The following is a 14,992-nucleotide window of genomic DNA, read 5'->3' as shown; positions in this document are numbered from 1 at the left end:
GCAGGGGCGCGGGCAGGGAGGCCCGCGCGTTCGTCGTCAGCACAGGAGGTGCTGTCGACGAACCTCGGTCCCGGCCCACGGACCCGCAGGGCAGGAGGCCCGGAGGGCACGTCTGTGGGGTGCCCTTCTCTTTGGTTACTTTCTCTGACTCCGCGCATCCTGCGCTCCGCCCTCCGGGCCGGCTTCGCCGTTCGCGCCGCTCCTGCGGCGCAGTGGGCACGCAAGAGAAAGTAACCCGCTCGCGGGAGCGAGCGGAAAAGGGCAGGATGCCGACCGCCTACGAAGCAACAACCACCCCAACATCGACCGGCTTCGCCGCTCCAGCCGCGCTGTGGGGACGCAAGAGAAAGTGACCCGCTCGCGGGCGCGAGCGGAAAACACGCAGGGATGCCGCCTACCTACGAAGCGACACCCCTCAAACATCAAAAGGCTCCGCCGTTAACGCCGCCCGTGCTGCGCAGTAGGCACGCAAAGAGAAGCGACCCGCTCCCCCGGAGCGAGCGGAAAACAGGCAGGGATGCCGACCGCCTACGAAGCAAAAAGCCGCAGCTCGGCAGCAACCGAAACCACCGAAGGCAAGCGGAAAAGAAACATCCCCTCAGGCGGTCACGCCGCCAACCCCTCGTTCGAAGGCCGCAGCAGATACGCCAAGGTATCGACGCTGTCGGCAATCCGGTCACAGGTATCGGCCACCGCGACCAGCGCCGTGCGCGTCGCCTCGTCGGCGCAGGACTCGGCCGCCAGCGTCTCGGCCAGCAGGCGCTCCTCGCCGCGCAGCGACGGCAGGTCCAGCGGCGTCCCGTCGCGCAGGGCGGCGGCGATCGCGGCCAGCGCCTGATCGGCACGGCCGGCGAACGCCAGCACCTGGTCGCGCTGCGGCAGGTCGGGTGCGTCCTGCAGCACTGCCTCGAGCGACATGCAGGCGCGGATCAGCCGGTTGGCGTTCGCGAACAGGCCTTCGGCGAGGATCAGCTCGCGGCGCGAGCGCGTCGGCTCGCCGCGCAGGCGGTCGATCGAGGCCTGCGCATTGGTGCGTGCGGCACGGGCGGCGCTGCGCGTCTCGATCATCACGGTGTCGCGTTCGGTCAGCAGCGTGATCGCGTAGCCGCGGTAGGCGTCGATCATCGCCGCCAGCGCGGTGCGCACGCGCAGGCGTTCCCAGGTCGGCCATAGCGCATAGGCGGTCAGCGCCAATGCGCAGCCGAGCACGGTGGCGATGCCGCGCGGCACGATCATCTCGCCGGGCGGTACGCCGTCGAACGACAGCAGGATCACCAGCAGACCGGTCAGCAGCGCGACGCCGAGCCCGTAGTGCATCGTCGTCAGCAGGCGGAAGCCGAAGCAGAACACCGCCAGCAGCACCAGGCGCGCGGCGACGCCGTCCATCGCGAAATGGGCGATCGCGGTGGTCAGCAGCAGGCCGGCCAGCGTGCCGGCGACGCGCAGCACGCCGAAGCTGAAGGTGCTGGCGAAGTCGGGCTTCAGCACGATCGCGGCGGTCATCGGAATCCAGAAGCCGTGCGGGATCGCCAGCAGGCGCTCCAGCACGACCGCGAGCGCGAGGCAGACGCCGCAGCGCAGCGCGTGCCGGCAGGCGACCGAGGACAGATGCAGATTCGCACGCAGCGTCGCCAGCGCGCCGCGCGGCTTCAGCGCGGCCGGCAGATGCGCCTCCATCTGCTCGGCGCGGATCTCGCCGCGGCTGCCGGCGAACTCGCTGTTGCGCACGACCGAGCGCAGCTGGCCGGCCAGACCCTGGGCGCGGGCGGCGGCGATGCGCAGCAGGTAGTCGTCGGCACCGCTGCGCACCTCGCCGAGCGCGGCGACCAGCGGATCGAGCGTCGAGACCGCGGCCGCGGCGGCCGACGGCGGCTCGGCGTGCTCGAGCGCGTGCGCGAGGCCGTCGAGCACCCAGGCGGCATGCTCGAGGATCGCATCGAGCCGCGCGCGCGCGATCGGGTCGGTCAGGCGCGCGTGGATCTCGCACAGCGCCAGCAGCTCCAGCCGCACGCGCTCGCAGACCTCGGCGATCACGCGGAACGCCTGCACCGCCACGCCGCGCGCGCGGTGCTCGCCGTGCAGCAGGATCACCGCGTCCTGCACGGCCTGCGTGGTCGGCGGCGCCTGGTCCGGCCCCGGATGCTGGCGCGCGGTCGCGGCCAGCTGATGGAACACGGCCGCCAGCGCGAAGCGCTCGGGCCGGTAGCGCTGCAGCGGCCAGGCGGCGATCGCGACGGCGGTCTGCAGCAGGCCGCCGGCGAAGATCAGCGCGGCGGCGATCGCCGCTTCTTCGGGAGGACGGTGCAGGTCGGAGGTGACGATCAGCAGGATCATGCTGGTCAGACCGGTGCGCGCCTGCTCCGGCCCGAGCGCGACCAGCAGGCCGCCGCCGAAACCCCACAGCAGCGCCGCGACGGCCAGCAGCACCGTATCGGCGCCGAGCAGCATGCCGGCGAACGCCGACAGGCCGGCGGCCAGCGCGGTCAGCAGCATGCGCTGCATGCGCAGCCGGTACGGACCGGGCTGGTCCGAGAACATCGTATTGAGCGCGCCGGTCGCCATCGCGACGCCGGCCTCGACATGTCCGATCGCCGCGGCGATCGCCAGCGGCGCGACCATGGCCAGCGTATTGCGCAGCGCGACCCGGTAGGGCACGTCGCGGGGCTTGAGTTGGAGCAGCGGACGCAGCATCGGGCCGAAGATCAGGAAAGGCGTCGCGACCGGCCGGTGAGGGCCCGGACCCGAGCGGATCGCAGCGGGCCGGCCATCATCCCAGAGCGCCGCCGGCGCCGATACCGGGCTGTCGCGCGGGGACTCAGGTCGGATCGACCATGTAGCGTGCCGGCGCCGGATTGACGTGGCCGCAGGCGGCGCAGCTGCGGTGCTCGCGCGAGCCGTAGAAGCGGTCGAACACCGCGCCGAAATCGCGCTCGATGTCGACCAGGTGGAAGTATTCCTCGTAGAGCCGGTGGTTGCAGCGCTCGCAGAACCACAGCAGACCGTCGTCCTCGTGCGCGAGGCGCTTGCGTTCGATCACCAGGCCGACCGAATCGGGCATGCGCTGCGGCGAGTGCGGCACGCGCGGCGGCAGGTAGAACATCTCGCCGGCGCGGATCGGGATATCGCGCACCGCGCCGTCCTCCTGGATCTTCAGCACCATCTCGCCCTCGAGCTGGTAGAAGAACTCCGGACCCTCCTCCCAGTGGTAGTCGGTGCGCGCATTCGGGCCGCCGACGATCATGATGATGAAGTCCTCCTGGACGATGCACTTGTTGCCGACCGGCGGCTTGAGCAGGTGGCGGTGCTCGTCGATCCAGCGCTGGAGGTTGATGGGCGGGGCAAGCATCGGCGGTCGCCTGGCAGAGTCGGTGCGTCTAGGGTACGCCAGCGCTCAGGCGCTCCGCAGCGCGGCGATGCATTTGAGCTCGATCGCGATCGGCGTCGGCAGGGCGGTGATGCCGAGCGTGGTGCGGCAGGGCGCGCCGTCCACGTCCGGAAAATGCTCGGCCCAGATCGCGTTGTAGGTCTTGAAGTCGCGCGCCATGTCGGTCAGGTACACGGTCACGTCGACCAGATCCTCCCAGCGAGAGCCGCTGGCCTCGAGCACCGCGCGTACATTCGCGAACACCTGGCGCGTCTGCGCGGCGATGTCGTAGGCGGCCAGCGTGCCGTCGGCGGCGCTCACGTTGCCGGGAATCGCACCGCTGCCGGGCAGGCGCGGGCCCACGCCGGACAGGAACAGGAGGTCGCCGACGCGGCGCGCGTGCGGATAGGCGCCGACCGGGGCCGGGGCGCGTTCGGTGCGGATGGTGTCGAGGCTCATGCGTCAGTGTCCCTGGGTGGCGGTCGCCGCGCTCACGTCGATCGTGCGCCGGCCGAGCGCGCGATTGTCGGTCGAACGGGCGGTCAGGCGATAGCGGTCCGGGCGCAGGTACAGGTCGGTGGTCGGCTCGGCGTCGGCCGAGGTGCGCACGCGGTCGCGCGTGGTGCGCGCCGCGTTGGCCGGATCGAACACGACGCGGTCGGCCGGGATCGCGTCGTCCGGCTCGTCGGCGTAGCGCGCCTCGAGCAGGCACGGATACTGGTTGTCGCACAGCGCGCTGGTGACCGGATACGGCAGGCGTTCGCCGCCGAGCGAGAGCCAGGTCGGCCGCCCGCGGCGCAGCGTCTCGGCCGGGAAGATCACGCTGACGTCGTAGGCGTCGGCGCGCAGCGACCACGGCGTGCCGCCGGTATCGCGGAACACGATCGGCTGCTGCGGCGACAGGCGGGCGGTCACCGCGGCATAGAGCGGGTGGTCGTCGGTGGACGCGGGATGCGGCGTCATGAAGGTCTGCTCGATCGTCAGCGGATCGATCCGGCTCATCTGCGCGAAGTGCTGCGCCATCGACTTGCCGTCGAAGTAGCGGCCGGCCTCCTGGATGTGGGCGTAGCCGGCATTGACGACGATCCGCGCATCGGGATGCGCGTCGAGCGTGCGGCGGATCAGGTTGCGCGCCTGCTCGCGCTCGCGTGCGTCGCCGATCGCCTCGGATTCGGCCTCGTAGGCGACGACGACGTAGCCGAGGTCGAGCGCGGTGCGCACCATCTCGGCGTAGATCGGTTCTTCGGTGTAGAAACCGGTCGCCGCGGTCGGATAGCCGCGCGCGGCGAGCTTCTTGTCGGTGGAGTAGAGCGTTTCGGCCGCGAAATGGTCGAAGCCCTGCGCGCGCAGCCGCTCGAGCATCTGCACCGTCAGCGTGCGCGTCAGCGCGTTGGAATGGTTCTCGTTGAAGAACACCGCCTGGCGGCCCTGCGCGAGCGCCGCGATCGCATCGACCGCCGGTTCGGCGCGGTAGCCGGGCCCGAGCGGCGAGGCGCTGTCGCCCTTCTGCGCCGGCTGCGCGATCGTGAACGTGGTGCGCGCGCCGGCATAGTCGCCGACCCAGGTCTGGAACCAGCTCAGATACTGGTTGAAGATCAGCCGGAACGGCACCGCGGTGGTGCCGGTGTAGGCATCGCGCATATACAGGTACTGCGCGAGCAGGCCGGGCCGGCGCTGCGCCTCGGCCATGATGCGCTCGGACTTCTCGACCGCGGCGCGCTGCTGCGGGATCGCCGCGCCGGTCGCCTGCGGCGGCGCCTGTGCGGGCTGGACGGCGAACAGGACGGCGGCGACGGCGGCGAGTGCGGACATGGCGGGCTCCTGACGGGCGGCGGACGGACGATCCGCGCCGGCCGCCTGCGATTATCGGCTGATTGCCGGCCGATTATCGATCCGCGTTCGGGCACGCGCGGTGCAGGGCCGGCGCATTGCGCGACGGCCTTCCCGGGACGTGCGGCGCCCGGCGCCGCACGTCGGTCCTGCGGCCGCTCAGGGGTTGATCGGTGTGAAGTCCACGCTGAAGCCCGGGTAATAGGTGATCCAGTTCCAGCCGGCGTTGATCCCCCAGTACATGCCGGGCGAGCAGCTGCTGCCCCAGAAGCGCGCACCTTCCCACTGGAAGTTGCCGCCGACGTTCTGGTAGCCGGTCAGCAGCGTGTTGGAGAACCACGAGGAGATCGTGTTGACGTCGAGCGAACCGCTGGTGGCGCCGGAAAAGTCGCCGACGTGGCCCCAGGTGCTGAACGCGTCCTTCCATTTGTCTGGAATGTTGGAGCCGTCGCACGGGTCGGTCATCCACCACTGCGCACCGAGACTCGCCCCCGAGCTGATCGACTTGCACGACCACTTGTCGACGGTGTTGTTGATCGACCCGCTATAGGTCCAGATCTGGTAGCCGCCGGTCGGCGACTTGTAGCTGATCGGGATCGACACCGTACCGCTGAACGTGCCGCTGCCGCTGGTCGGCACGAACGCCTGCGGGCTCATCGGCGCGGTCAGCGTGCCGAGCACGTACGCATTGCCGAAGCCGCGGTCGCATTCGTCGTTGGAATGCAGGCTGCCGGCGTTGACGCTGATGCGGCCTTCGACGACCAGATACTGCGAATTGCCCTGCTGGGTCTGGTTGAGGAAGCCCCAGACCGTCCACGTGAACGTGGCCGCGCCGGCACCTTTGTTCGAGGTGCCGCCCTGCGAGTAGGTGAACGAGGTCGTTGACGTCAGCGTCTGCAGGAAATACTTCAGGCCGGTCGGCGGCGTGTTGTCGAGCATCACCGCCGCGCCGCGTGTCCGGTCCATCGTCCGTTCGACGTGGACCTTGAACAGATCGGCCGCCGCGGGGTCGACGAAGGCGCTGCCGAGCGAGGCGAAGTCGATGCAGGCGCAGGCGATCGGTGCGTCTTCGGGCGGCGTCTTGCCGAGCTCGAGCGCGGCCTTGCTCGGGGAGTCGGCCGCACTCGATCCGGCAGCGACGGTGGTGTATTCCAGCGCCTCGACGCGGAAGTCGGTCAGGCCCGAAGCGTTCTGGGTGGCACTGATCAGCAGGGCGGCGACGCTGCGCTGCGGCAGGATGCCGACGATGCCGCGCAACGCAGCCAGCGTGTCGAGGCTGGGGCACAGCAGCAGGATCGGCCGGCCGGCTTTCAGTCCCTGGCTGACCCATTCGGCCGTCTGCGCCGCCTCCGTCGTCCGGCAGTCCGCCAGGATCAATCGCGTATTGCCCAGCGTCGCCTTGTCCGGCTGGCCGCGCGGCGTTCCCTCCCCGAGATGAAACAGATAGCTGACCGGATGCGACAGCAGACCGTCGCCACATACGAATATCTGTTGCTGGATCATCGTCCTTTTACTCCCTGTGAATACCGCCCGTCCGGCGGCGAAGTCCGATTGAGACAGATTACACAGATTGACATTGTGAAACATGATTGATTTTATACATTGCGCATTACGGACAATGACACCGGGTCCCGCGTCGCGCAGACGCCGCGCCCGACCACCTAGGGAGAAGGGGGCCGACCATGTCTCATCCGCGTATCGCCTGCACTCGCGTGCTGCGTCTGTGGCCGGCCGTCGCCGCCTTGCTGTGTACGCTGCTGGTCGCGACCGGCCATCCGCCGGCCGAGGCGCGCCGCGCCGAGACGCGCGCCGCCTCGACGCGTGCCTCCGAAAACGTCGTGCCGTCGGCGCCGGTCGGTACGCTGCCGGGCAGCTTCGGCGTCGACGGCAACGGCGCGGCGACCTGGACGCTGCAGGTGCAGGTGCCGCCCGGCACCGGCGGCGTGGCGCCTTCGCTGCAGATCACCTACGACAGCCACCGCAGCAACGGCTACCTCGGCATGGGGTTCGCGCTCAACGGCATCTCGGCGATCACGCGCTGCGGCGCCAACTACCGCACCGACGGATTCAAGGCCGGTGTCGACTACGGTCCGCGCGACCGCTACTGCCTGGACGGCCGCAGGCTGATCGCGACCTCCGGCAGCTACGGCGCCGACGGTACCGTCTACCACACCGAGATCGAGACCTGGACCGTGCTGACCTCGCACGGCAGCTGCGGATCGGGACCGTGCTCGTTCACCGGCACCGACAAGGACGGCAATGCGCTGAGCTTCGGCGCCACCACCGGCGCGACCGGCTCGCGCATCCTCGCGCAGGGCCGCAGCGACGGCGCCGTGCGCACCTGGTCGATCGATACGCGCACCGATCTCAACGGCAACGCGGTCGGCGTCGTCTACGTCAACGACGCCGACAGCGGCGAGTACTACCCGCAGCGCATCGACTACACCAGCAACGCCGCCGCCGGCCTGGCGGCGCAGCGCTCGGTGCGCTTCGAGTACGAGTCGCGCGACGACGTCGTCAAGCGCTTCCTGGCCGGATCGCAGGTGCTGATCTCGCAGCGGCTGACCTCGATCACGACCTCGGTCGTGCAGGACGGCACCGCATCGGACGTGCTGCGCTACCGCTTCGCCTACGCGACGAGCCCGACCACGCAGCGCTCGCGCCTGCAGAGCGTCACGCTGTGCGATGCCGCCGCGGTCTGCTGGCCGCCGACGACCTTCGACTGGTACACCGATCCGACCACGTTCGCGGCGCCGACGACGCAGCTGCCCGGTCCCACCTACGTGATCCTCGATGGGCGGCTCTATCCGTTCGGCGTGATGATGGACTTCAACGGTGACGGACTGGCCGACTACTCCAAGGCGGTCGAGTTCGTCGACGGCAACCGCGATCTGTCGGTCTATCTCGGCCGGACCGACGGCAGCTTCGAGCCCGCGTCCTACTCGCTGCCGGGACCGGTCTGGCGCGTCACGTCCGAGTCGGTCGTGCAGACCGGCGTGCTGCAGGACATCAACGGCGACGGCATCCTCGATTTCTCGCCGGCACTGCGCAACGACGACGCCGGCACCACCGACTACACGGTCTGGCTCGGCAGCGGCAGCGGCTTCGTGCGGCAGGCCGACTACCAGCTGCCCGGACCGCTGTTCTGGCAGGTCAACGGCCGTACGATGGCCAGCGGCGTGCTCGAGGACGTCAACGGCGACGGCATCCCGGACTATTCGCGCGCGACCGTGCTGCTGGCGACCGGCGAGACGATGCTCGATCTGTACAAGGGCACCGGCACCGGCAGCGGCTTCAGCGCGACCGGCACGAAACTGCCGGGGCCGCTGTTCGCGATCGACGCGACCGGCTCGCGCGACGCCGGCATCCTGCGCGACCTCAATGGCGACGGCCTCGCCGACTACTCGGCCGCCACGGTCAATGCCGATGCCGGCAGCCAGGACCTGCGCGTCTTCCTCGGGCAGAGTCCGGACTTCACGTTCCGCTACGCCTACGACCTCCCGGGCCAGATGATCTGGATCGTCAACGGCCAGGCGCTGGCGAGCGGTGCCCTGGTCGACATCAACGGCGACGGCATCCCGGACTACTCGCGCGCGACCGAGCTGACCGCCAGCGGCGAGATGCTGCTCGACGTCCATCTCGGTACCGGCGGCGGCTACGTGCCGGCCGGCTTCAAGCTGCCCGGCCCGCTGTACACGATCCTCGATGGCGTGTCCTACGTGCAGGGCATGCTGACCAACTGGAACGGCGACGGCACCACGCGCTACTCGCGCGCGACGCAGTGGCGCGACGGCAGCGAGGATCTCGCGCTGTATCTGGGCAGCGGCACCGGCTTCAGCGCGATGGGCAGGAACCTGCCGAAGGCGATGTTCCGCGTCCTCGACGGCGGTACCTATGCCAATGCCGAGTACCAGGACGTCAACGGCGACGGCGTGACCGATTTCGTCGACAGCGTCTGCACGCTCGAGGCCGGCGGCGCCTTCAGCCAGTGCGCGCTCGGCGTGCAGCTCGCGAACGGGCCGTTCTCGGATCTGCTGCAGCGCGCGACCAACGGCTTCGGCGGCACCGTCGAGGTCGAGTACGAGGCGCTGACGGCCGGTCTGTACACGCCGGCCGGCGCGCCGGCCTATCCGGTCCGCAACGTCGACGGCTCGATGATCGTGGTGTCGGCCTACGCCAACGGCGACGGTCGCGGCAACACGTACCGATACACCTACGCCTACGCCGGCGGTCTCGTCGACGCGCTCGGCTACGGCTGGCTCGGCTTCTCCGACGTGACGATGACCGACGTCGCCGGCCAGCGCGCCGCGAAGTCCACCTACGACCAGGCCTATCCGTTCGCCGGCATGGTCGCCTCGAGCGCGGCGCTCGACGGCGCCGGCGTGCTGCTCGCGCGCAGCGTCTACACCTATGTCGACGCCGCGCTGCCGGCACTGCAGGCGCTCGGCGTCCATCAGCCGCTGCGCGCCAGCGAGACGATGACGCAGTACACCGCCGGCAACGCCGACTACACGCTGCAGACCCAGTACCAGTACGACGCCTACGGCAATGCCGCGCTGACCGCCGAGCTCGGCGATGCGGCGATCGGCGACGACGACGTCTACACCTGCGTGCGCTACCACAACGATCCGACGACCGGCCGCTACGGCTACGAGCTGCAGACCAAGATCGACCGCACCCAGGCCGGCTGCCAGGCGTTCCTCGACGCGACCGACCCGGCGGCGATCAGCTGGGATCCGGCGGTCGACCTGCGCTGGAGCAAGAAGGCCTACGACGCGAACATGAACCTCGTCGCGTCGTCGCGCTACGACGACACGCATGCGACGTTCCTGACCGACGGCTTCGGCTTCGACGCCTACGGCAACATCCTCAGCGCGACCAATGCCGCCGGCGACACCACGACCTACACCTACGACGCCACGTACCACACGTTCCGCACCACGATCACCTCGCCGCCGCTGACGCGCGAGGGCAGTTCCTACCAGCTGACGACGCGCACCGACTACGAGCCGGCGTTCGGCGTGCTGATCGCGACGACCGATCCCAACGGCAACGTCACCTCGCAGGAGATCGACGGCTTCGGCCGGCCGGCGCGCGTCTACGGCCCGGACGATCAGGGCAAGCAGACTCTGCTGGTAACGACCGGCTGGGCCGCCTCTGGCGGTGCCTACTACCTGCAGACGCAGCAGCGGCCGGCCTGGAGCGTCGACGATCAGACCACCTGGTACTGGGACCGCCAGTATTACGACGGCCTCGACCGCGTCTATCGCGCCGAGCGCTATGGCGTGAAGGACGGCCAGGCCACGCGCGTGCTGTCCGATACCGGCTTCGACGCGCAGGGCCGCGTCCACACCACGACCGCGCCGTACTACGCCGGCGATCCGGCGCCGACCACGACGATCGAGTACGACGTCTACAACCGGCCGGTGCTGTCGACCGATTCGGCCGGCGTCCAGCACAAGATCGATTACGCCGAGGGTGGCCGCAAGATCACGCGGACCAATGCCTACGGCACGCCCGAGGCGCAGACCGAGATCACCTATCTGAGCGGCCGCGGCCTGGTCGAACAGGCGGTCGCGCCGAACGGCGCGACCACCACCTACGCGCGCGATCCGCTCGGCCAGATCCTCACGGTGACCACCGCGCCCGAGGCGCGCCTGACCACGATCGCCTACGACTCGATCGGCCGCCAGCGCACGCTGACCAGCAGCAACACCGGCACCTCGAGCTGGACGTTCGACGCCACCGGCACGCTGCGGCAGATCGTCGACGGTGCCGGCAACGTGATCGCCTATCCCGAGTACGACGGCATGGGCCGGCTGCGCCAGCGCACGATGACCTATGCCGGCGGCACCGCCTCGGCGGTCTACGTCTACGACGACCCGACCTACGCCAATGGCCTGGGCAACCTCACCGGCGTGCAGATGGAGCAGGGCGCGGCCGGCGCGTTCGCCTACACCTACGGCTATACCGCGTACGGCCAGGCCAAGGCCGGCACGATGACGCTCGGCGGCGAGCGCTACGTCTACGGATCGAGCTACGACCCGCTCGGCCGCCTGACCACGGCGACCTATCCGAGCGGCGATGTGCTGTCGATGAGCTACCTCACCGAGGCGACCACCGGCAGCGTCGCGCTGACGCCGGCCGGCGGCGGCAGCGCGGTCACCTATGCCACCTACGAGGCCTATACCGCGCTCGGCCAAGCGCAGCGCATCCGCTACGACCGCTCCGGCGTCACGGTCGACAATAGCTACTTCCCGATCGGCCCCTCGTTCTCGCAGCTGCAGACGACCAGCGCGAGCAACACCGCCGGCTCGCTGTATGCGCGCAGCTATACCTGGAACCCGCTCAACTCGCTGACCGCCATCGCCGACCAGCACAACGCCGCCGCCAGCGAGGCCTACCGCTACGACACGCAGCCGGCCAATGCGCACATGGGATTCCTGACCCGGGCCAGCGGCGCCTACGGCACGCAGGACTATGCCTACGACGCGCTCGGCAACGTCTCGGACAAGGCCGGCGTCACGATGACCTATGCCGACGGCAAGGACTGGCTGACCGCGACCTCGGCCGGCGCGACGCTGGACTACTACGCCAACGGCAATCTCAAGACGCAGTTCGACGGCGCCGCCGCGTTCGCGTACACCTACGACGCCGGCGGCCTGCTGGTGCAGGTCGACCGCACGGTCGACGGCCAGACCGAGTCCGGCTACGCCGCCTACGACGCCAGCGGCCGGCGCGTCTTCTACCAGCGCATCGGCGATGCGCAAAAGACCTGGCGCGTGACCAGCCAGTTCGAGGTCGTCGACCGCGGCGACGGCACGTTCCAGCACACCGTCTACGTGCCCGGCACGGTCACGCCGATCGCCGCGATCACCGCCGACGGCAAGGGCAATGCCGGCGGTGCCGCGACGCAGGCCGCGCTGCGCGAGCTGTACGGCCCGCGCACGCTGAAGGGCCGCGTGCTCTCGGCCGTGCACGGGCTGCGCGCCGAACTCGCGGCCGCCGGCCGCGCCGCGGCGCCGTTCGGCACCGGCCTGCTGTTCGCGGCGCTCGGCCTGTTCTACGTACGTTCGACGCGTACGCGTCCCGGCGTCGCGCCGGTGCGCCCGTTCTATCGCTGGAGCACGCCGCTGGTGCTGCTGTGCTTCCTGCTCGGCAGCCCGCCGCCGGCCTACGCGGCCCTGGTGCCCGGCGCCAACGGCGCCGGCGTGCCGACCGCCGGCTCGCTGTTCTTCCTGCCCAATGCGCTGGAAAGCACCGTGCTGGTGACCGACCAGAACGGCACCGTCACCGCGACCGTCGCCTACACGCCGGACGGCGCGATCGACCAGCCGAGCAGCAGCGGCGTCGACAACTTCCGGCCGAAGTTCGTCGGCAGCGAATGGGATCCGACCACCGCGCTCTACCACATGGGCGTGCGCTACTACGCGCCCGCGCTCGGCCGCTTCATCTCGCCCGATCCGGTCGGCCAGTTCACGAGTCCGTACCTCTACGCCGGCAACAACCCGGTCTCGGCGATCGACCCCGACGGCGACTTCGCGTTCGCGGTCGCGATGATCATCGGCGCGGTCGTCGGCGCGTACTTCGGCGGCGCCACCGTCAACCACGACATGAATCCGCTGAACTGGAACTGGCGATCCGGCAAGACCTACGCCGGACTCGCCGCCGGTGCCGCGATCGGCGCGGTCGGCGCTGCCGCCGGCGGCCTGGCGGTCGAAGCCGGCGTCGCGATCGGCGCCTCCGGCGGACTCGCGGCCGAGGCAGCCGGCGTCGCGGTTGGCATCGGCGGTCAGGTCCTGGTCGGCGCCGGCGAGAACGCCGCGTTCACCGCGCTCGGCGGCGGCAGTGCCAAGGACGTGCTGCAGGCGGCCGGCGAAGGCGCGCTGTGGAGCGCCGCGTTCGCGGTCGCCGGCGAGGCGATGGGCGGCATCGCCTCGCAGTTCGCGCGGCGCTCCGGCGCCGCGGCCGAGGGACTCGAGGAGAGTGCCGCCTCGGCTGCGCGCCGCGAGAGCAGCGCCGCCGACGATCTGGCCGGCGACGTCTGCAGCGCCAGCTTCGTCGCCGGCACGCCGGTGATCGGCGCCGGCGGGCAGGTCCGGCCGATCGAGTCGATCGCGGTCGGCGATCGCGTCGCCGGCCGCGACGTACCGGCCGGCGTCGATGCCGACGGCACCGTCTCCGAGCTGGTGCGCCGCGAGACCGATCTCCTCGTCCAGATCACGCTCGCCGGCGGCGAGCGCATCACGACCACGCCCGACCACGCGTTCCGCGGCCACCAGCGCGGCTGGATCCCGGCCAAGGATCTCGGCACCGGCTCGCTGCTCGAGGGCAGCGACGGCAAGGCGATCGAGGTCGCGTCGGTGTCGACCTACCAGGCGCAGGCGCCCACGCGCGTCTACAACTTCGAGGTCGAAGGCACGCATACCTATCGCGTCGGCGAGGACGGCGCGCTGGTCCACAATCCCAAGTCGAAGAAGGCGCGCGTGTGCCGCGCCAGCATCGACCCCTACGGCGTCGTCACCGAGGAATGGAACATCACCGAGCTGCAGCGCCGCTATCCGGTCAAGAAGGACTACCAGGCGATCCAGCGCGACATCCGCCTGAAGGCGCGCAATGCCAACAAGATCATCAACAGTGGCAAGGTCACTGCGCGCACCCGCGTGACCAAGCCGGTCAAGACCGCCAGTCCGGCCTGGGTGCGCTACGAGTGGCAGCGCCAGTTCGGCACCGCATCGACGCCGCCCAAGTCGATCCGCGCCGCGCTCGCGGTGCTGCGCAATCACTTCGCCAATCAGGACGTCGACGAGTTCTTGACGCGCATTCAGGGCGGGTTGACCATCCGCGAAGGCATGCCCGAGAACCAGGGCCCGATCAACAGCTTCGTCAATCAGACCTCCGGGGCCGCCATGGGCGCATTGTCGCGCTCGGGGCCACCGCAGACGATCACGGCGATCAAACCGGCATTCTCGGTATTTTGAACGACAGACTCGACTACGCCCTGGCCGGTGCCGCCGCGCACGGCGATCTGGACGCCGTGCGCGAGCTGGTCGATGCCGGCGCGCGCATCGGCGCCGGCGAGCAGGAAGCGCTGCGGCTGGCCGCGCAGGAAGGCCATCTGCCGGTCGTGCGCTGGCTGCTCGCGCACGGTGCCGATCCGATGGCCGAGGACTGCCGGCCGTTCCGGCTCGCCGCCGAGCAGGGCCACGTCGAGATCGTGCGCGAACTGCTCGCGCACGGCAGCGACGTGCACGCCAAGGGCGAGTACGCGACCGGCATGGCCGTGCAGAACGGCCACCTGCCGGTGGTGCGCGTGCTGCACGCCGCCGGCGCCGATCTGAACGCGCGCGACGGCGCGATGGCGGTGGTCGCCGCCGCCAAGGGGCATCTGGACGTGCTGCGCTATCTCGGCGAGTCCGGCGTTCCGCTCGACGCCGAGCACGGCGGCGCGCTGATCGTGGCCGCGCGCGACGGCCGGCTGCCGATCGTGCAGTTCCTGGTCGAGCACGGCGTCGACGTCGCCTCGCGCGATCACGCCGCGCTTGCCCTCGCTGCGCAGAACGGCCATGCCGACGTGGTCGCGTACCTGCTCGAGCACGGCGCCGATCCGGGCGCACGCGACGGCGCGGCCGCGACGCTGGCGCGCGAGAACGGGCATACGGCGATCGCCGAGCACCTGGACGCACGGCTGCGGCCCCATTGACGGCGAAGCCGTGTGCCGATGCCGGTCGCTGCGGCGCGTGCCGCTTCATCCGGGCGCTCGAGCTTAGAGCCGATCGCGGACGCGTCTCCCGAAGG

At 70.3% G+C, this 14,992-nt stretch carries 7 protein-coding genes; 2 read left to right on the top strand and 5 right to left on the bottom strand.

The annotated features are described in order from the left end of the window. Positions 1-606: 606 nt before the first annotated feature. From VMR06_RS12060 to VMR06_RS12040, 5 genes are all read right to left on the bottom strand, one after another. A complete protein-coding gene (locus VMR06_RS12060) occupies positions 607-2,691 on the bottom strand; it encodes an FUSC family protein (protein WP_325376642.1) in 2,085 nt (694 codons plus the stop codon). Between the two features lie 124 nt (positions 2,692-2,815). Beyond that, positions 2,816-3,346 carry a 3-hydroxyanthranilate 3,4-dioxygenase gene (locus tag VMR06_RS12055; protein WP_325376640.1) on the bottom strand — a complete coding sequence of 177 codons (531 nt, stop codon included), beginning with the start codon at positions 3,344-3,346 and terminating at the stop codon, positions 2,816-2,818. A gap of 45 nt (positions 3,347-3,391) precedes the next feature. Next, complete coding sequence (locus VMR06_RS12050) at positions 3,392-3,823, bottom strand: RidA family protein (protein WP_325376638.1); 432 nt, start codon at positions 3,821-3,823, stop codon at positions 3,392-3,394. 3 nt (positions 3,824-3,826) lie between these two features. Next, entirely contained in the window at positions 3,827-5,176 is a 1,350-nt protein-coding gene (locus VMR06_RS12045; RefSeq protein WP_325376636.1) for a hypothetical protein, read from the bottom strand. A 177-nt stretch (positions 5,177-5,353) separates the two neighbouring features. After that, positions 5,354-6,697 carry a hypothetical protein gene (locus tag VMR06_RS12040; protein WP_325376634.1) on the bottom strand — a complete coding sequence of 448 codons (1,344 nt, stop codon included), beginning with the start codon at positions 6,695-6,697 and terminating at the stop codon, positions 5,354-5,356. 179 nt (positions 6,698-6,876) lie between these two features. Between VMR06_RS12040 and VMR06_RS12035 the strand changes: the two genes are divergently transcribed. Further along, the gene (locus VMR06_RS12035) at positions 6,877-14,175 is read left to right on the top strand and encodes an RHS repeat-associated core domain-containing protein (RefSeq protein WP_325376632.1); all 7,299 of its coding nucleotides are present in this window, start codon (positions 6,877-6,879) and stop codon (positions 14,173-14,175) included. Next, positions 14,172-14,897, top strand: coding sequence for an ankyrin repeat domain-containing protein (locus tag VMR06_RS12030; RefSeq protein WP_325376630.1), 726 nt, complete (start codon positions 14,172-14,174; stop codon positions 14,895-14,897). Before VMR06_RS12035 ends, VMR06_RS12030 begins: the two co-directional genes overlap by 4 nt. The last annotated feature ends 95 nt before the right edge of the window (positions 14,898-14,992 follow it).

Source organism: Dokdonella sp. (assembly GCF_035511235.1).
Classification (GTDB): Bacteria; Pseudomonadota; Gammaproteobacteria; order Xanthomonadales; family Rhodanobacteraceae; genus Dokdonella.
Note: the sequence above shows the minus strand (reverse complement) of the source record. Positions and strands in the feature narration are given on the sequence as shown.

Excerpts from the sequence above, each read along its gene's own strand:
- VMR06_RS12035 (WP_325376632.1), top strand. The coding sequence starts at position 6,877 with ATGTCTCATCCGCGTATCGCCTGCACTCGCGTGCTGCGTCTGTGGCCG.
- VMR06_RS12045 (WP_325376636.1), bottom strand. The coding sequence starts at position 5,176 with ATGTCCGCACTCGCCGCCGTCGCCGCCGTCCTGTTCGCCGTCCAGCCC.
- VMR06_RS12055 (WP_325376640.1), bottom strand. The coding sequence starts at position 3,346 with ATGCTTGCCCCGCCCATCAACCTCCAGCGCTGGATCGACGAGCACCGC.
- VMR06_RS12060 (WP_325376642.1), bottom strand. The coding sequence starts at position 2,691 with ATGCTGCGTCCGCTGCTCCAACTCAAGCCCCGCGACGTGCCCTACCGG.
- VMR06_RS12050 (WP_325376638.1), bottom strand. The coding sequence starts at position 3,823 with ATGAGCCTCGACACCATCCGCACCGAACGCGCCCCGGCCCCGGTCGGC.
- VMR06_RS12040 (WP_325376634.1), bottom strand. The coding sequence starts at position 6,697 with ATGATCCAGCAACAGATATTCGTATGTGGCGACGGTCTGCTGTCGCAT.